Annotated in this window: 16 protein-coding genes; 7 read left to right on the forward strand and 9 right to left on the reverse strand. The window is 60.5% G+C overall.

The window, feature by feature from the left end; genetic code table 11:
- Positions 1-17: 17 nt before the first annotated feature.
- Positions 18-1034, reverse strand: coding sequence for a Gfo/Idh/MocA family oxidoreductase (locus tag MHZ97_RS05340; RefSeq protein WP_239314667.1), 1017 nt, complete (start codon positions 1032-1034; stop codon positions 18-20).
- Between the two features lie 58 nt (positions 1035-1092).
- The gene (iolD, locus tag MHZ97_RS05345; protein WP_103796300.1) at positions 1093-3033 is read right to left on the reverse strand and encodes a 3D-(3,5/4)-trihydroxycyclohexane-1,2-dione acylhydrolase (decyclizing); all 1941 of its coding nucleotides are present in this window, start codon (positions 3031-3033) and stop codon (positions 1093-1095) included.
- 535 nt (positions 3034-3568) lie between these two features.
- On the opposite strand from iolD, the gene iolC reads away from it, so the two are divergent.
- A complete protein-coding gene (iolC, locus tag MHZ97_RS05350; protein WP_239314666.1) occupies positions 3569-5482 on the forward strand; it encodes a 5-dehydro-2-deoxygluconokinase in 1914 nt (637 codons plus the stop codon).
- A 259-nt stretch (positions 5483-5741) separates the two neighbouring features.
- Here the strand turns inward: iolC and MHZ97_RS05355 are convergent, their stop codons facing one another.
- Together MHZ97_RS05355 and MHZ97_RS05360 are read right to left on the reverse strand one after the other, a co-directional pair.
- Positions 5742-6296: a DcrB family lipoprotein gene (locus MHZ97_RS05355; RefSeq protein WP_103796395.1), complete on the reverse strand. Its 555-nt coding sequence runs from the start codon at positions 6294-6296 to the stop codon at positions 5742-5744.
- A gap of 117 nt (positions 6297-6413) precedes the next feature.
- On the reverse strand, positions 6414-7079 hold the full coding sequence (locus MHZ97_RS05360) for a 7-cyano-7-deazaguanine/7-aminomethyl-7-deazaguanine transporter (protein ID WP_103796302.1): 666 nt from the start codon (positions 7077-7079) through the stop codon (positions 6414-6416).
- Between the two features lie 202 nt (positions 7080-7281).
- Here MHZ97_RS05360 and tusA point away from each other — a divergent pair, with 202 nt between their 5' ends.
- Complete coding sequence (tusA, locus tag MHZ97_RS05365; protein WP_103796303.1) at positions 7282-7533, forward strand: sulfurtransferase TusA; 252 nt, start codon at positions 7282-7284, stop codon at positions 7531-7533.
- Positions 7534-7545: 12 nt separating this feature from the next.
- On the opposite strand, the gene MHZ97_RS05370 is transcribed toward tusA, so the two are convergent.
- Complete coding sequence (locus MHZ97_RS05370; protein ID WP_239314665.1) at positions 7546-9843, reverse strand: zinc/cadmium/mercury/lead-transporting ATPase; 2298 nt, start codon at positions 9841-9843, stop codon at positions 7546-7548.
- A gap of 86 nt (positions 9844-9929) precedes the next feature.
- Positions 9930-10559, reverse strand: coding sequence for a lysoplasmalogenase (locus MHZ97_RS05375; protein ID WP_103796305.1), 630 nt, complete (start codon positions 10557-10559; stop codon positions 9930-9932).
- Between the two features lie 158 nt (positions 10560-10717).
- Here MHZ97_RS05375 and MHZ97_RS05380 point away from each other — a divergent pair, with 158 nt between their 5' ends.
- The gene (locus MHZ97_RS05380) at positions 10718-11074 is read left to right on the forward strand and encodes a DUF2500 domain-containing protein (protein ID WP_239314664.1); all 357 of its coding nucleotides are present in this window, start codon (positions 10718-10720) and stop codon (positions 11072-11074) included.
- A gap of 69 nt (positions 11075-11143) precedes the next feature.
- Here MHZ97_RS05380 and MHZ97_RS05385 read toward each other — a convergent pair whose 3' ends face one another.
- Positions 11144-11416 (reverse strand): DUF1145 family protein, encoded by a 273-nt coding sequence (locus MHZ97_RS05385; protein ID WP_033753227.1) that lies wholly within the window; start codon positions 11414-11416, stop codon positions 11144-11146.
- Entirely contained in the window at positions 11406-12005 is a 600-nt protein-coding gene (gene rsmD / locus MHZ97_RS05390) for a 16S rRNA (guanine(966)-N(2))-methyltransferase (RefSeq protein WP_103796307.1), read from the reverse strand. The genes MHZ97_RS05385 and rsmD overlap by 11 nt, the downstream gene beginning before the upstream one ends.
- A 235-nt stretch (positions 12006-12240) precedes the next feature.
- On the opposite strand from rsmD, the gene ftsY reads away from it, so the two are divergent.
- The 4 genes from ftsY to rpoH all read left to right on the forward strand — a co-directional run bounded on the left by ftsY (position 12241) and on the right by rpoH (position 16448).
- Positions 12241-13698, forward strand: coding sequence for a signal recognition particle-docking protein FtsY (ftsY, locus tag MHZ97_RS05395; RefSeq protein WP_239314663.1), 1458 nt, complete (start codon positions 12241-12243; stop codon positions 13696-13698).
- Positions 13699-13703: 5 nt separating this feature from the next.
- Positions 13704-14372, forward strand: coding sequence for a cell division ATP-binding protein FtsE (gene ftsE / locus MHZ97_RS05400; RefSeq protein WP_033753218.1), 669 nt, complete (start codon positions 13704-13706; stop codon positions 14370-14372).
- Positions 14362-15345 carry a permease-like cell division protein FtsX gene (gene ftsX / locus MHZ97_RS05405; protein WP_103796396.1) on the forward strand — a complete coding sequence of 328 codons (984 nt, stop codon included), beginning with the start codon at positions 14362-14364 and terminating at the stop codon, positions 15343-15345. Before ftsE ends, ftsX begins: the two co-directional genes overlap by 11 nt.
- A 245-nt stretch (positions 15346-15590) precedes the next feature.
- Positions 15591-16448 (forward strand): RNA polymerase sigma factor RpoH, encoded by an 858-nt coding sequence (rpoH, locus tag MHZ97_RS05410; RefSeq protein WP_033753215.1) that lies wholly within the window; start codon positions 15591-15593, stop codon positions 16446-16448.
- A gap of 39 nt (positions 16449-16487) precedes the next feature.
- Here the strand turns inward: rpoH and panM are convergent, their stop codons facing one another.
- Positions 16488-16874, reverse strand: a complete 387-nt coding sequence (gene panM, locus MHZ97_RS05415; protein ID WP_239314662.1) for an aspartate 1-decarboxylase autocleavage activator PanM — start codon at positions 16872-16874, stop codon at positions 16488-16490.
- Positions 16875-16921 lie beyond the last annotated feature (47 nt).

A 16921-nucleotide genomic window follows, 5' to 3' on the forward strand; every position in this document is an offset into this window, starting at 1 on the left:
CAAGGAAAGGGAAAGGCTTATTTTTTGTCGTAGAAGGCGGGGCGGGGCGGCATTTCAACCGGCTCGATGGCACCGCTCTGCTGCGCTTTCAGGCAGGCGTCGGCCGCCACCGAGGCGGCGAAACCGTCCCAGGCGGACGGGCCGGTCAGTTCACCCGCCTTCACGTCGTTGATAAAGGCCTGCAGTTCGACGTCGTACGCCTCGATAAAACGATCTTTCCAGTCGGTCAGAATGGTGGTGGAGAGTTTCGCTTCGCTGCGCAGCTGCACCGAGGCGGGCTCCGGCAGCTTCGCGATACCGGTTTCGCCGACAACCTCGCACTGGATGTCGTAGCCGTAGGCGCAGTTAACGAAGATCTCGACGTCGATGCGCACCCCTTTTTGCGTTTCGAACAGCACGATTTGCGGATCTTTCAGGCGCGCGTGCGACTTCGACGTCACGCGCGGAAAAACCACCTGCACGCTTTTATAGTCGTCGTTGGTCAGCCAGCGCAGCACGTCCAGCTCGTGGATCAGCGTGTTGGTGATCGCCATATCGGTGGTGTAGCTCTCTGGCACCGTCGGGTTGCGGTGCGCGCAGTGCAGCATCAGCGGCTCGCCGATGCCGCCGTCGGTAATGACCTTTTTCAGGGCGCGATAGCCCGCATCGTAAGGGCGCATAAAGCCGACCTGTACCAGACGCTTGCCGTGCTGGATCTCCGCGTCCACCACGCGGCGGCAGCCTTCCGCGCTCATCGCCAGCGGCTTTTCGCAGAACACCGGCTTACCGGCGGCGATGGCGGCCAGCGTAAACTCTTCATGCGTCGGGTCCCAGGAGGTCACCAGAATCGCATCGACTTCCGGCGACTGGATCACCTGATAGCCATCGGCGTAAACCTCGGCCTGAATATTCAGACGCTGCAGCGCGGCGCGCGCGCCGTCGACGTTAATATCTGATACCGCCACCACTTTTGCCCCCTGCAGGACATTGTTGCAGCGACGAATATGTTCCTGACCGATCGCGCCGGCACCGATAACGCCAAGTTTCAAAGTCATAATTACACCTGTAGGGTTCATAGCGAGGAATAAAAGGCCGGCTAATCCCGGCCGGAATTTAGTATTTGCGCGCCTGGTCGAGATGGGCGTTCAGCTTCTGCGCCACCGCCTGGGTGCGTTCGGAGGTCGAGGCCTGCGCCACGCCAACGTGCCACCAGCTGAAATATTTGTGCACCATGGTTTTCGGCAGCACCTTGATATCGATAAGGGTCGATACCGGCGACTGGCGCGCCTCTTCCAGCGCGGTTGCCAGCTGCTCCAGCGTAGTGACGCGCCAGGTTTTGCAGCCGTAACCGGCGGCGATGGCGGCGAAGTCTACCGGCACAAAGCCGCCGTCCAGCTTGCCGCCTTCCGGGTTGCGGAAGCGGAACTCGGTGCTGAAGCTGTCCATGCCGTGTTCCATTTGCAGGTTGTTGATGCAGCCGTTAGTCATATTGTCGAACAGCACGATGTTAATTTTGGCGCGTTCCTGAATGGAGGTGACCAGCTCGGAGTGCAGCATCATAAAAGAGCCGTCCCCCAGCAGCGCGTAGACTTCGCGATGCGGCTGCGCCAGCTTCGCGCCCAGCGCGGCGTTTACCTCATATCCCATGCAGGAGTAGCCGTACTCAACGTGGTACGAGTTGTAGTCGCGGGTGCGCCAGACGCGCTGCAGATCGCCCGGCAGACTGCCCGCTGCCGCCACAATCACCGCATCCTTTGGGAGCTGCTCGTTTAGCGTGCCGAGCACGCGGCTCTGGGTGAGCACCGACTGGGTCAGGCGATTGAATTCGGCGAACACCGCGTCGCGATCGAGATGGTCGGCAATTTCGGGAATAAAGCCGTCGCCGCTGTATTCCACCTGGTAGACGCGCTGCGTCTCTTTCAGCAGTTTGCTCTGCGCCTGGGCGATCTGATCGCCCCAGTCGTTGCTGTAATTTTTATCCGCCAGCCCCGCCTCCAGCGCCACCAGCGCTTCGCGCGCGTCGGCCAGCAGCTGCACGCCGTCGAGCTTGTAGCTGTCGAAGTTGCTGACGTTGACGTTCAGGAAGCTGACCTCGGGATGCTGGAAAATCCATTTTGAGGCGGTGGTAAAGTCGGTGTAGCGCGTGCCGACGCCAATCACCAGATCCGCCTCTTTCGCCAGCAGGTTGGCGGCCAGACAGCCGGTTTCCCCGACGCCGCCGACGTTAAGCGGATGATCGGAGACGATGGTGCCTTTGCCCGCCTGCGTTTCGGCGAAGGGGATCTGATAGCGCTCGGCAAACTGGCGCAGCGCCTCGCCCGCTTCGGAATATTTCACGCCGCCGCCCAGCACGATCATCGGCTTGCGCTTGCGGCCGATCAGCGCCAGCGCGTCATCAAGCTGCGCGGCGGTCGGCAGGCGGCGATCGAGACGGTGTACGCGCTTCTGGAAGAAGTAGTCCGGGAAATCCCAGGCTTCGCTCTGCACGTCCTGCGGCAGGGCGATGGTTACCGCGCCGGTTTCGGCGGGATCGGTGAGCACGCGCAGCGCGTTAATGCAGGCGGTCATCAGCTGTTCAGGACGGCTGACGCGATCCCAGTATTTGCTGACGGCGCGAAAGGCGTCGTTGGTGCTGATGCTGAGATCGTGGCTCTGCTCGATCTGTTGCAGCACCGGATCGGGCTGACGCGTGGCGAAGACGTCGCCCGGCAGCAGCAGTAAAGGAATGCGGTTAGCGGTGGCGGTGGCCGCGGCGGTGATCATATTGGCGGCGCCCGGCCCGACCGACGAGCTGCAGGCGATAATCTGGCGGCGCAGAGACTGTTTGGCAAAACCCATCGCAGCGTGCGCCATGCCCTGTTCATTGCGACCCTGATAGACAATCAGATCGCCGCTATCCTGCTCCAGCGCCTGTCCCAGCCCCAGCACGTTGCCGTGACCGAAGATGGCGAAGAGGCCTTTTACGAACCTGGTTTCCACGCCGTCGACATTAATGTATTGATTATCAAGGAACTTAACCAGCGCCTGCGCGGTGGTCATTCTGATGGTGGCCATATGCTTTTCCTTTACATGCTGCAACCTGGTGGCAGGTTAGCGACGTGGCGTGCCGCGAAAGCGACCGCAGGTAACTGAAACGTGAAGCGATTATAAACAAATATATTTTTCATAAAATACGATTACAGAAGAAACATTTCATTTTGCGATTGAGATCAAATTTAACCGCGAAACGTGCCGCTCACCGTTCGCGACAGCAGGCCAACTGAAACAAGAAGCGAGAAAAGCGACAGACATGAATAATTTCATTCTATTTCAGCGGCTTTCATGCAGGGCAGCGTCGCGAGGGTCGCCCGCTGTGCAGCCCTGAAACGGCGCGAAACAGAGGAAACATGGCGCACAGAATGCGCAGGCGGCGCAGAGTTTTACCTGGTTCACAAAATCGCGACGGACGTTTCATTTCATATTGTGTTTGGAATTTTTATTCCTCATACTCGCCTTATCGTCAGTCTGGCAAGGGCAAAAACCCAGACGCACGCCGGGAGGTCGGCTCTCTTGCCCGCGTGTCTGCTAATCACAGAAGGAAAACACAGGTATGAGTACACAACAGAAGCGGCTTGATGTGATTTGTATTGGACGCATCGCCGTCGACCTTTACGGTCAGCAAATTGGGGCGCGGCTGGAGGATATGAGCACCTTTGCCAAATATCTCGGCGGCTCCTCCGGCAACGTCGCCTACGGCACCGCGATCCAGGGACTAAAGTCGGCGATGCTGGCGCGCGTAGGCGACGAGCACAACGGCCGCTTTCTGCGCGAAGAGCTGAATCGCGTAGGCTGCAATACCGAGGGACTGATTACCGATAAGCAGCGCCTCACCGGGCTGGTGATCCTTGGGATTAAAGATGAAGAGAGCTTTCCGCTTATTTTCTACCGCGACAACTGCGCCGATATGGGGCTGGTGCCGGAAGATATCGACGAGGAGTTTATTAACGCCTCACGCGCGGTGGCGGTGACCGGCACCCATCTGTCGCATCCGCAGACGCGCGCCGCGGTGCTGAAAGCGCTCGATATCGCAAAGCGCAACGGCCTGCGCACCGCGCTCGATATTGATTATCGCCCGGTTCTGTGGGGGCTGACCTCGCTCGGCGACGGTGAAACGCGGTTTATCGCGTCGCAGCAGGTAACGCGCCAGCTGCAGGAAGTGCTGCACTATTTCGACCTGATTGTCGGGACGGAAGAGGAGTTCCATATTGCGGGCGGCAGCACCGATACGCTGACGGCGCTAAGAAGCGTGCGCCAGGCGACGCAGGCGACGCTAGTGTGCAAGCGCGGTCCGCTGGGCTGCGTAGTGTTCGAGGGCGAGATCCCCGATAGCTGGGAGCAGACGCGCCTGCACAGCGGCGTGCGGGTCGACGTCCTTAACGTGCTGGGCGCCGGCGACGCCTTTATGTCTGGCCTGCTGCGCGGCTGGCTCAACGACGAGGGCTGGGAGCAGGCGTGCCGTTACGCCAATGCCTGCGGCGCGCTGGTGGTGTCGCGTCACGGCTGCGCGCCGGCGATGCCGACCAAAGCGGAGCTGGATGATTTTCTCAGCCGCGACCAGCAGGTAAAACGCCCCGATCTCGATCAGCGTCTTAACCATTTGCATCGCGTCACCACCCGCAAACAGCGCTGGCCGGAGCTGAACGTCTTTGCGTTCGACCATCGCAAACAGCTGGCCGATATGGCGCGTGAAGCGGGCGTCGATGAGAGCAGGATCCCGGCGCTGAAAGTGCTGCTGCTAAAGGCCGCGGAAGAGGCGGCGCGCGATGCCGGACTGGAGAGCAAGAGCGGCATTCTGGCCGATACCACTTACGGCCAGAAAGCGCTGAACGCTATTACTGGCCGGGGCTGGTGGATTGGTCGTCCCATTGAGATGCCCGGCTCGCGGCCGCTGCGGCTGGAGCACGGCAATATCGGCTCGCAGCTGACTGACTGGCCCGCCGAGCACGTCGTGAAATGCCTGGTGTTCTATCATCCGGACGACAGCGCCGAGATGCGCAAAGCGCAGGACGAGCTGGTGCTCGACGTCTGGAAAGGCTGCAACAAGAGCGGGCATGAGCTGCTGCTTGAGGTGATTTTGCCCGAAAGCAATCCCGATCGTAACGAAGCCCACTATCTCACTATCCTCAGCCACTTCTATCAGCTGGGTATTCAGCCCGACTGGTGGAAGCTGCCGCCGCTGTCGGCAGAGAGCTGGCAGGCGATCGGCGGTCTGATTGAGCAGCAAGACCCTCACTGTCGTGGCATTTTGCTGCTGGGTCTCGACGCGCCGGAAGAGACGTTAAAGGCGGGTTTCGCCGCGGCGGCGCAGGCCCCGTGGGTAAAAGGCTTTGCGGTCGGGCGCACTATTTTCGGCCAGCCGTCGCGCCAGTGGCTGCAGGGCGAGCTGGATGATGCGGCGCTGGTAGAGAAGGTGAAGGGCAACTATCTGCGGCTGATCGGCTACTGGCGCGCTGCACGCGGTTAGTCGCGGGCTGGTTATAGAGACGGCACAAAAGCTTAAAAGCGGGAGGCATAAGCCGAAGAGCGAAGCGTCCTGCGCCAGGGGCAAAAACGCATAGCCTTGGCCCGGTAACGGACGCACCCCAGGGATGAGGTGCGGATCCGCGCGGGGCGAGCGAGCATGGATGCATAAGTGACTTTGCGATTGGGTTATGTCTCACGCGTCAGCACAATGCCGCTCACCTCAACGACGGGAAGAATCCCGTCGTTTTTCTTTCAATAGCTTATTTCAGCGTAATGCTCTGAATGATGCTGTCCGCATCGCTCTGCGCCTGCTGCTGGTTGTCGCCCGGCAGGGTAATCTGCAGCGTCAGCAGTTTGCCGTCGACCTTCGCCAGAATCACCGAGGACCAGGAGGTCTGGTTATTGGCAGAGACCACGCTGTCCAGACGCTGCGCAGGCTGATCTTTCAGGGTAATCGCTTTATCAGAGACCACCTGCAGCTGCGGGTCGCGGTTGCGCTGCTGCTGTTCCAGACGCTGCGCCAGCACATCCAGCCCTTCGTTAGTGGCTTCGCCGGCGATAACGATCACGGCACGCGCGCCGGTTTCATCGGCGTAAACATGCATATTCGTCGTCTGGTTGCCCAGCTTGCCGCTCTTGTCCGACATGCCTGCCGGCAGCGAGAAGCTCAGCTTGCCGTCCAGCAGCGTTACGTTCTGCGCCGACTGGCTGGCGCTGGTGCCGTTGCTGCCGGTGGCGTCATCTTTCTTCTGATCGCAGGCCGCCAGGCCCAGCACCAGTAAGCCAATTCCCGCATATTTCACTAAGTTTCGCATCTGAATCCCTTTATTTGATTCCAGTAAGGCGTTCATACAACTCGAATCAGGCGGCAAAAGCAACCGCCCGATTGTCAGCAGATCTTAGCGGGTGATGGCGAAAGGCTCTATCGCCGCTTAGCCGAAATTTATCTGCGGGCGCTGCGAGCGCTCCGCCAGACGTTTCAGCATCGCATTGAGCAGCACGCCATAGGCGGGCAGGAAGAAGACCAGGCAGATCAGCACTTTAAAGCTGTAGTCCACCAGCGCGATCTCAACCCAGTGCGCGGCCATAAAGGGGTCTGTGCTCTTATAGAAGGCGATAAAGAAGAAGGCGAGCGTATCGCTGATATTGCCGAGGAACATTGCGCAGCCCGGCGCAATCCACCACTGCGGCAGCTGGCGCAGGCGGTTAAAGACGTGAACGTCGAGGATCTGCCCCAGCGCGTAGGCCATAAAGCTGGCGCAGGCGATGCGCGCGACGAACAGGTTAACGTTTTGCAGCGTCGCCAGGCCCTGCCACTCTCCCTGATAGAACAGGCTGGAGACCAGATAGGAGACAAACAGCGCCGGAACCATCACCGCGAGGATAATGCGGCGTGCCAGCGGCGCGCCGAAAATACGCACGGTCAGATCGGTGGCCAGAAAGATAAACGGGAAGCTAAAGGCGCCCCAGGTGGTATGGAAGCCGAAAATAGAAACCGGCAGCTGCACCAGATAGTTGCTGGAGATAATCACCAGCAGGTGAAACAGGGAGAGCCAGATCAGCGCGTGCTGACGCTGACGCGAAGAAAATGCGATCATCGTTGGACCTTTTTCATATTGGGGTGAGGGAACCCATTGCCGCGCAAAACTGAGCCAGCGCGACGGTATCAATGTTAAAAACCGCGGCATCTTACCGCGTTGTGCTATTTACGCAATGGTTAATTTTAACGCAATCGTTCTCGTCTTGCGTCTGCGGGGCGGCGCGTTAAAATGAGCGCCCCTGTTTAGAACCGAGTGATTTATGAGCGACAACTTCTCCCATGCCGACCATCAGCTGGATGCCCTGGGCCTGCGCTGCCCGGAGCCGGTAATGATGGTGCGTAAAACGGTCCGCACCATGCAGGATGGGGAAACGCTGCTGATTATCGCCGACGATCCGGCTACCACGCGCGATATTCCCGGCTTCTGCCGCTTTATGGAGCATCGCCTGCTGGCGCAGCAGACCGAGACCCTGCCTTATCACTACCTGATCCAGAAGGGCCTCGGCGCCTGATCGTCGGGCGCGCTACCTGTGACGCGCGCGCAGCAGCCGCAGCGCGTTAGCGGTCACCAGCGCCGTTGCGCCGGAGTCGGCGACCACCGCCAGCCACAGGCCGGTCAGCCCCAGCAGCGTCGTCACCAGAAACAGCGCCTTCAGCCCCAGCGCAATGGCGATATTTTGCCGCAGCGTGGCGCGCGTGCGTCGCGCCAGCGCGACCAGCGACGGCAGCAGCGGCAACGCATCGCGCGTCAGCGCGGCGTCGGCGGTCTCCAGTGCGATATCGCTGCCGCTGCCCATGGCGATGCCGATGGTGGCCGCCTTCATCGCGGGCGCGTCGTTGATGCCGTCGCCGACCATCGCCAGCGGGTGCTGCTGGCCCAGCGCGCGAATGGCATCAACCTTGTCGCCAGGCAGCAGGCCGGCGCGAAAGTCGATCTCGAGTTCGCGGGCGATCGCCGCCGCCGCGCGCGGGTTGTCTCCGGTGAGCATCAGGCTCTCAATGCCCATCTTCTTAAGCGTCGCCAGCGCGGCGCGCGCGTCGGCACGCAGGTTATCGCGCAGCGCAATCGCCCCCAGCGGATCGCCGTCGCGCAGGATCGCCACCAGCGTTTGCCCCTGTTCTTCCTGTTGCAGGATCTGCGCGCGCTGCGCGGCGCTTAATGTCTCGACGCGGCCAGGGGAGAGCAGTTCCACCTGCGCGCCCTCTATTTGCGCGGCGATGCCGCTGCCCGCCAGCGTCATCTGATGGCTGGCGCAGGGCAGTGCCAGCTGCCGCTCGGCGGCGGCCGCGACGATCGCGGCCGCCAGCGGATGCGTTGAGCCCTGTTCCACCGCCGCCGCCAGCGCCAGCAGCTCATCTTGTGAGGCGGAGGCGAAGCAGAGTACGGCGGTGACCTGCGGTTTGCCCTGGGTCAGGGTGCCGGTTTTGTCGAAGGCAAAGGCGCGTACCTGGCTAAGGCGCTCCAGCGCCGCGCCGCCTTTGATCAGCGCGCCCTGGCGCGCGGCGGCGGCGAGGCCGGAAGTAATGGCGGCGGGCGTTGCGATCACCAGCGCGCAGGGGCAGCCGATCAGCAGCAGCGTCAGCCCTTTATAGATCCACGGCAGCCAGTCGCCGAAACCGAGCAGCGGCGGTGCCACCATCACCAGCGCGGCCAGCAGCATAATCAACGGCGTATAGAGACGGCTGAAGCGATCGATAAAGCGCTCCACCGGCGCGCGATGGCTGTCCGCCTCTTCAATCAGGGTCAGAATACGGTCGATAGCGCTGGCACCGGGTTCAGAAGTTACTTCGAGCTGAATCAGGCGATCCACGCTGGTCGCGCCCGCCAGCAGCGCATCCCCTTTTTCATGCGTTACCGGCAGCGATTCGCCGGTCAGCGCGCTTTCGTCCAGGCTCGCCTCGTCGCTCAGCAGGCGACCATCTACCGGCAGGCGCCCGCCCGCGGCCACTTCGATAACGTCGCCGGGACGCAGCGCCGCCAGCGCCACGGTTTCCCGCCCGCCGCCGCTGAGCCGCGTGGCGTTTTCCGGGCGCAGCGCCATCAGCTGCGTCACGCCGCTGCGCGCGCGGGCGGCGGCAAAGGCTTCCAGCCGTTCACCCAGCAGGAACAGCAGCAGCACCATTGCCGCCTCGGCGTGGGCGCCGATCAGCAGCGCGCCGGCGGCGGCGACGCTCATCAGCGTTTCGATAGTAAAAGGGGAACCGCTGCGCGCGCGTCGCCATGCGCTGCGCGCCACCGGCCACAGGCCGATCAGCGTCGTGAGAATAAACAGCCCGTCGCCCCAGCGCGGCATAAACTGGCTCAGCGTTACGCTGGCGAGCATCAGTACGGCAAGCAGCAGCAGGGCGCGGTTTTCGCGCCAGCGGGAGGCGGGGCGGGGCGTCGGCGCGTCGCCGACCAGCGAGAAGCCAGCGCGCGCCACCGCCTGTTCAACGGCGGCGGCAACATCGGCGCTGGCCTCCACCAGCAGCTTTTCGCTGGCGAAGATGACGCGGGTGCGTAACACCTCGGGCAGCTGGCTGACGGCGGTTTCAACGGTGCGGGCGCAGCTGGGACAGTCCATGCCGCTGACGCGCCAGCTATGGCGCCAGGCGCCTTGCCTGTCGCTCTCTCTGTCGCCGTCGCCGCAATCGCTGTCGCCGCCGGGACTCTCGTCCGCCGCCTCGCAGCAACCGCCGCCGCAGGCTGGCTGAACGGGGGAGGCGGCACTGATATTAAGCCGTGCGGACGAGGCAGCAGGCAGGGCGCACAGCGGTTTGGTGGCGGAATGGGTATGGCGAGAGCGGCCGCAGCCGCAGGCATGAGAATGATGATGCTGCATAAAACCTCCAGTAACGGACGGGCGATCCCGCCCGCTACTGCATCCTACACTCTGGAGTCGACTCCAGAGTCAAGACCGGTTTTACATCATAAGAGCCACAGCGAGCGGACAATCATAAAGTGTCCGGCAAAGTAGCAGGCGGCGACGATGGCGCTGTCGGCGCGGAAGCGGCGGCGATAGTGGCTGACGAACCAGACGATATTTGCCAGCAGCAGCAGGCTCGCGCCTACCACCAGGGTGAAGCTGTCGTCGTCAGGACGGAAGAAATATTGCTCGGCTGCCATCCAGGTCATCACCAGCGTCATGCCGATCAGCGTGCAAACCGGCCAGCGCAGCGTCTCAAGACGACTCCAGATGGTGGCGATGGTGACAGCGCCGATAATCAGCAGCGTCAGCGGAATCGGCCAGTAAAAGGTCATCGTCATACCGGCGGCGAAGCAGATGGTGTAAAGCAGGTGAGAAAGAAAGAAGGCACCCAGCGCATAGAGCATCTGCTGGCGCGGCAGTAGCAGCAGCGCATCGCCGACCAGCGTGGCGATCAGTCCGGCAATAATCAGGTAATCGGTAGGTTTCAGCACGGGCGCCTGCCAGGCCCAGCCCACCATCAGCAGCAGCGTGATGGGTTTGAACAGCCACCGCTGCCACTGTGGGCCGCGATAGGATGCGTCAACATAGAGCCAACCGGAGAAAAGTACCGCAAGAAATGACCAAAGCATTGCCGCTCCCTTAAGGACAACCTGTCCATCAGATGGTGAAAATTCCCAGTAAGTCGATCCTAGTTTAGGTTACGGCCTCGCGATGTGACAATCAGGCAACTCTGGTTGTATGCTTCAGGCGCATTGCTTTTCAAAGCTTAACGAGACGAGAAAAAACCATGAGCAAACCACCGCTACTCTTTTTTATCGTACTGGCCGTTATCGCCGTGCTGGCGACCCGTCAGTTTATCAAGCAGCGGCGCGAGTCGGCGGTGAACGACGCTTCGCCGGTGCGCTCGCTGATGGTGAAGGTGAAGACCAAGCGGGAGTATCCGTCGCCCAACCGGCGTTCGCGCCAGCGCGAGGTGATCGCGGGCGAAGATATGCGTTACGAAGCCTGGTTTCATCCCCTGAACGGCGCCAGCGACATTAAAGCGATTGTAAGCGAGCGTGATTACAACCAGATGGATACCGGCACGAAGGGCGAGCTGAAGATGCAGGGATCGCGCTTCGTCAGCTTTACGCCAACGCGCTAAACAGCGCGCTTTTGCTCGTTGGTCTGTCTCACCTGCTTGCCGACTTTGTCAGCGGGCTGAAAGCGGCGCTTACTTCTTCTTCGGGAAATTCGCTTTCTGCCACGCCAGCAGTTCAAATACGCCGAACAGAAAGATTTTGGTCTGCGTCCAGCGATCGATCGGCGGCGCGTCTTTCGGCTGGGTGGCGCGCAGCAGCGTCAGCTGCAGCCCGTGCATCAGGATCATAAAGAACAGCGCAACGTGGATAAAATAGCGCAGCGGTTTGGGGTAGGGATCGACCAGGTTAAAGAGTAAAAAAGCCCAGACGCACAGCATTAACAGGCGGCCTAAATTAAGCAACATCGGATGTCTCTTGTTGTCGGTGATATAAACGATACGCCACTTGTCCGGCGATCTTCTCGCGATGCAGCGCCCAGCTTGCGGGTACCGGCGGTGCGCCGTGCTCTACTTCGCTCTCTACATAAATCATCGCCTCGTCCGCCAGCCAGCCATTCTGCTCCAGCAGCTGCAGCGTCTGCTCCAGCAGCCCTTTGCGGAAGGGCGGATCGACGAACACCACGTCATAAGGCTCGCCGGCAGCGGCCAGCCAGGTAAGGGTATTGGCGTTGATCACCTGCGCGTCGCTGGCGCGCAGGGTATGTAAATTCTTCTCCAGCTGCTGCGCTACCGGACGTTCCAGCTCCAGCAGCGTCACCGAACCGGCAAAGCGCGACAGCGCCTCCAGGCCCAGCGCGCCGCTGCCGGCGAAACAGTCGAGGCAGCGCGCCTGCTGCAGAACCGGCGCCAGCCAGTTAAACAGCGTTTCACGAACGCGATCGGTGGTGGGACGCAGCCCGGCGCTGTCGGGCACCGGCAGTTTACGTCCGCGCCACTGGCCGCCAATGATGCGGATTTGTCCGGCACCGCCTGTGCCACGCGGGGTTTTACTCATCTTACTCACAACTCGTCATAATTTGTTGCGTAGTTTAACGGGCGAACGGATGAGAAGAAACGGTAAAAAAGGGTGCTGTGGTGCGCTGGCTGGAAAGTGTTAGACTAGTGAGTTGCTGAAGTCATACATAATTCTGCCGTTTTTCGCCCTTTCGGCGGTGAAAACCAGAGCTAATTTTTATCCCCTGGGAACAGCGAGCGACCGGGATTAAGCCATCGAGGAGTGTCGTCACACAATGGCAAAAGAGAAAAAACGTGGCTTTTTTTCCTGGCTGGGATTTGGCAAAGAAGAAGAGACGCAACAGCCTGCGGAAACGCCTGAACACGCGCCGCAGGATTCGGCATTAACGCAGGCGGAAACTGACGCGGCGCATACTGTTGAGGTGACCGAGCAGGTTGCCGAGGCGCAGCGCGAAGCGCCTGCGGAAGCGCAGGTCGCCGAGGAGCCGGAAGCGATTGTCCAGCAAGCGCAGGAGGCGGAGATTATCGCGCCGCTGGAGGAGATCGTACCGGAAGAGGAGCCGACGCTGGCGCCGCCGCCCGTCGTAGACGAGATAGTGCCGGAAACGCTGCCCGAAGAGGAGCAGCCGCTGGATGATGAAGAGCTGGCCGCGCTGGCGCTGGCGGAAGCGCCGCAGGACGAGGCGGCCGAAGAGGTTATCGCCGAAGAAGCCGCCCATGAGATCCACCCCGGTGAAGAGGCGCACGATACCGTCAGCGATCTGCCGCTCGCCGCCGCGCCGATCGTTTCCCAGGAGCAGGAACGTCCGACCAAAGAGGGGTTCTTTGCGCGCCTGAAGCGCAGCCTGGTGAAAACGCGTCAGAACCTCGGCTCTGGCTTTATCAGCCTGTTCCGCGGCAAAAAAATCGACGATGAGCTGTTCGAAGAGCTGGAAGAGCAGCTGCTGATCGCCGACGTCGGCGTGGAGACCACGCGTCGCATCATCACTAATCTGACGCAGCAGGCGAACCGCAAGCAGCTGCGCGATGCGGAAGCGCTTTACGGCCTGCTGAAAGCTGAAATGTCCAGTATCCTGGCGAAGGTGGATGCGCCACTCGAAGTCAGCGGCAAAACGCCGTTTGTGATCCTAATGGTCGGCGTCAACGGCGTCGGCAAAACCACCACTATCGGCAAGCTGGCGCGCCAGTATCAGGCGCAGGGCAAATCGGTGATGCTGGCGGCGGGCGATACCTTCCGCGCCGCGGCGGTGGAACAACTGCAGGTATGGGGAGAGCGTAACAATATCCCTGTGGTGGCGCAGCATACCGGTGCCGATTCCGCTTCGGTGATCTTCGACGCTATCCAGGCGGCGAAGGCGCGCGGCGTTGACGTGCTGATCGCCGATACGGCGGGCCGTCTGCAGAACAAATCGCACCTGATGGAAGAGCTGAAGAAAATCACCCGCGTGATGAAAAAGCTGGACGAGGAGGCACCGCACGAAGTGATGCTGACCCTTGACGCCAGCACCGGCCAGAACGCTATCAGCCAGGCGAAGCTGTTCCATGAAGCGGTCGGCCTGACCGGTATTACCCTGACCAAGCTGGACGGCACGGCGAAAGGCGGCGTGATCTTCTCGGTCGCCGATCAGTTCGGCATCCCGATTCGCTACATTGGCGTCGGAGAAGGCATAGAAGATTTACGGCCCTTTAAGGCCGAGGATTTTATTGAGGCACTGTTTGCCCGAGAGGACTAATTGGGATGATTCGCTTTGAAGAGGTCAGTAAGGCATATCTCGGCGGGCGTCAGGCGCTGCAGGGCGTAGATTTTCATCTGCGGCCGGGCGAAATGGCGTTCCTGACCGGCCATTCCGGCGCCGGTAAGAGTACCCTGCTGAAGCTGATTTGTGGCATTGAGCGGCCGAGCGCGGGCCATATCTGGTTTAGCGGTCACGATATTTCGCGGCTGCGCCACAGCGAGGTGCCGTTCCTGCGTCGCCAGATTGGCATGATCTTTCAGGATCACCATCTGCTGATGGATCGTTCGGTTTACGACAATGTGGCGATCCCGCTGATTATTTCCGGCGCCAGCGGCGAAGATATTCGCCGTCGCGTCTCGGCGGCGCTGGATAAGGTCGGTCTGCTCGACAAGGCGAAAAGCTTTCCGATTCAGCTCTCCGGCGGTGAACAGCAGCGCGTCGGCATTGCGCGCGCTGTGGTAAACAAGCCCGCAGTGCTGCTGGCGGACGAACCGACCGGCAACCTCGACGACGCGCTGTCGGAAGATATCCTGCGTCTGTTTGAAGAGTTCAACCGCGTAGGCGTCACCGTACTGATGGCGACGCACGACAGCGGGCTGATCGCGCGTCGTCGCTATCGCGTTATGACGCTCAATCAGGGACGTCTGCATGGAGGCCACGATGGTCAATAAACGCAATAAGCGCCCCGCTGCGCCAAAAGCGAAAGCGCCCTCTAAAAGCAAAGCGCTGAAGGGCGGCTGGCAGGAACAGTGGCGTTACGCGTGGCGCGGCACCCTGTCCGATATGTATCGTCAGCCGCTGGCGACGCTGCTGACCGTGATGGTGATCGCTATCTCGCTGACGCTGCCCAGCGTCTGCTACATGGTGTGGAAAAACGTTAGCCAGGCCGCGACGCAGTGGTATCCCGCGCCGCAGCTGACGGTTTATCTGTCGAAAACGCTGGACGACACCGCCGCCGAAAACGTGGTGGCGCAGCTGAAGCAGGTCGACGGCGTCGATAATGTTAACTACCTGACGCGGGAAGAGGCGCTGAACGAGTTCCGCAACTGGTCGGGCTTTGGCGGCGCGATGGATATGCTGGAGCAGAATCCACTGCCGGCGGTGGCGATCATTACGCCGAAGCTTAACTTCCAGAATTCGAATACCATGCAGAACCTGCGCGACAGCGTTGCGAAAGTGCAGGGCGTCGACGAGGTGCGCATGGACGACAGCTGGTTCGCTCGCCTTGCGGCGCTGACCGGGCTGGTGGGCCAGGTCGCCTCGATGATCGGCATTCTGATGATTATCGCGGTGTTCCTGGTGATCGGTAACAGCGTGCGGCTCAGCATCTTTGCCCGGCGCGACACCATCAACGTGCAGAAGCTGATCGGCGCCACCGACGGCTTTATTCTGCGGCCGTTCCTCTACGGCGGGGCGCTGCTCGGCCTAAGCGGCGCGGTGCTGTCGCTGATCCTTTCCGAAGTGCTGGTGCTGCGCCTGCAGTCGGTGGTAGCGCAGGTGGCGCAGGTTTTCGGCACCACCTTCTCGCTGGAAGGCTTCTCGTGGGACGAAGGTCTGCTGCTGCTGCTGATCGCTGCAATTATCGGCTGGATCGCCGCCTGGCTGGCGACGGTGCAACATTTACGTCGTTTTACGCCCCAGTAACCGCCTGCAACGTTTTTTTGGTATAATGTTCCTCTGCTGCCGACGATCCGGGCGCAGAGGAACCGATCTCTTCTCCCCGCCTCGTCATCTGTGTGTAAAATATTCACCGCTATAATTGAACTTGTGGATAACTTAGCTACTCTAAGTAGCACAGATTGCTTTCGGATTTCCCGCGGCGTTGACTTAAGGTAACGTCTGCTCATTAGGGAAGACGCAGCAACTTAATAATCACTGTGAGGGTTTGAATGACCAAAGAAATGCAAACTTTAGCTATTGCTCCTCTTGGCAACCTGGAATCTTACGTTCGGGCCGCCAACGTCTGGCCGATGCTGTCGGCAGAAGAGGAAAAAGCGCTGGCTGAACGGCTGCATTACCAGGGCGATCTGGATGCGGCTAAGACGCTGATCCTGTCTCACCTGCGCTTTGTAGTTCATATCGCTCGTAATTACTCCGGTTACGGCCTGCCTCAGGCGGACCTGATTCAGGAAGGTAACATCGGCCTGATGAAGGCGGTGCGTCGCTTTAACCCTGAAGTGGGCGTGCGTCTGGTCTCTTTTGCCGTGCACTGGATTAAAGCCGAGATTCACGAATACGTGCTGCGTAACTGGCGTATCGTGAAGGTTGCTACCACGAAAGCGCAGCGCAAGCTGTTCTTTAACCTGCGTAAAACCAAGCAGCGTCTGGGCTGGTTCAATCAGGACGAAGTCGAGATGGTGGCGCGTGAACTGGGCGTAAGCAGCAAAGACGTGCGTGAAATGGAATCGCGTATGGCCGCGCAGGATATGACCTTCGATATGTCCGCCGACGATGAGAGTGGCGAAGGCAAAGCGATGGCGCCGGTGCTCTATCTGCAGGATAAAACCTCAGACTTCGCCGACGGCATCGAAGAGGATAACTGGGAATCGCACGCGGCGGATAAGCTGAGCGATGCGATGCAGGGCCTCGACGAGCGCAGCCAGCACATTATCCGCGCCCGCTGGCTGGACGAAGATAACAAAACCACGCTGCAGGAGCTGGCGGACCGCTACGGCGTTTCGGCCGAGCGCGTGCGGCAGCTGGAAAAGAACGCCATGAAAAAACTACGCATGGCGATAGAAGCATAACGAAAAGGGGCGACGCGCAGTCGCCCTTTTTTTTGCCCGCTATTTAACCCAGCCATCCGCCTGCGCGCGAAAACCGCAGGCCTGCATAAAGGCGGCGCGTTCGCGCTGATCCGCACTGCCATCATCGGCGACCCACCAGTGAGAAATCGACCCGTTCTGTTCCATCGTCTCCTCCAGCAGATACTGACCGACACCGCGACGTCGCGTGACCTCGCGCACCTCCAGCTGCGAAACCTTCCCCTGCGTGCCGACAAGCGTCAGTTTTAGCGCCCCCAGCAGCCGCGCATTAAAGCGCGCGGCATAAAGACGGTGGTTTTCGTTCAGGCTGCTTTCCAGCACGGCGATATCCTCATCCGGCCAGATTTTCGCGAGATCGATGCGGTCCTGCGCGCTCAGGGTGGTCAGGCGCAGAATAGTGAGTTTCATAACAAACACCTGTACTAGTCGAAAGGGCATAGTGTAGCGAATTTATA

The organism is Pantoea sp. ACRSC (assembly GCF_022346785.1).
GTDB lineage: Bacteria > Pseudomonadota > Gammaproteobacteria > Enterobacterales > Enterobacteriaceae > Pantoea > Pantoea alvi.

Excerpts from the sequence above, each read along its gene's own strand:
- iolC (WP_239314666.1), top strand. The coding sequence starts at position 3,569 with ATGAGTACACAACAGAAGCGGCTTGATGTGATTTGTATTGGACGCATC.
- tusA (WP_103796303.1), top strand. The coding sequence starts at position 7,282 with ATGAGCGACAACTTCTCCCATGCCGACCATCAGCTGGATGCCCTGGGC.
- MHZ97_RS05370 (WP_239314665.1), bottom strand. The coding sequence starts at position 9,843 with ATGCAGCATCATCATTCTCATGCCTGCGGCTGCGGCCGCTCTCGCCAT.
- panM (WP_239314662.1), bottom strand. The coding sequence starts at position 16,874 with ATGAAACTCACTATTCTGCGCCTGACCACCCTGAGCGCGCAGGACCGC.
- MHZ97_RS05340 (WP_239314667.1), bottom strand. The coding sequence starts at position 1,034 with ATGACTTTGAAACTTGGCGTTATCGGTGCCGGCGCGATCGGTCAGGAA.
- iolD (WP_103796300.1), bottom strand. The coding sequence starts at position 3,033 with ATGGCCACCATCAGAATGACCACCGCGCAGGCGCTGGTTAAGTTCCTT.
- MHZ97_RS05380 (WP_239314664.1), top strand. The coding sequence starts at position 10,718 with ATGAGCAAACCACCGCTACTCTTTTTTATCGTACTGGCCGTTATCGCC.
- rpoH (WP_033753215.1), top strand. The coding sequence starts at position 15,591 with ATGACCAAAGAAATGCAAACTTTAGCTATTGCTCCTCTTGGCAACCTG.
- ftsX (WP_103796396.1), top strand. The coding sequence starts at position 14,362 with ATGGTCAATAAACGCAATAAGCGCCCCGCTGCGCCAAAAGCGAAAGCG.
- ftsY (WP_239314663.1), top strand. The coding sequence starts at position 12,241 with ATGGCAAAAGAGAAAAAACGTGGCTTTTTTTCCTGGCTGGGATTTGGC.
- MHZ97_RS05375 (WP_103796305.1), bottom strand. The coding sequence starts at position 10,559 with ATGCTTTGGTCATTTCTTGCGGTACTTTTCTCCGGTTGGCTCTATGTT.
- MHZ97_RS05355 (WP_103796395.1), bottom strand. The coding sequence starts at position 6,296 with ATGCGAAACTTAGTGAAATATGCGGGAATTGGCTTACTGGTGCTGGGC.
- MHZ97_RS05360 (WP_103796302.1), bottom strand. The coding sequence starts at position 7,079 with ATGATCGCATTTTCTTCGCGTCAGCGTCAGCACGCGCTGATCTGGCTC.
- MHZ97_RS05385 (WP_033753227.1), bottom strand. The coding sequence starts at position 11,416 with ATGTTGCTTAATTTAGGCCGCCTGTTAATGCTGTGCGTCTGGGCTTTT.
- ftsE (WP_033753218.1), top strand. The coding sequence starts at position 13,704 with ATGATTCGCTTTGAAGAGGTCAGTAAGGCATATCTCGGCGGGCGTCAG.
- rsmD (WP_103796307.1), bottom strand. The coding sequence starts at position 12,005 with ATGAGTAAAACCCCGCGTGGCACAGGCGGTGCCGGACAAATCCGCATC.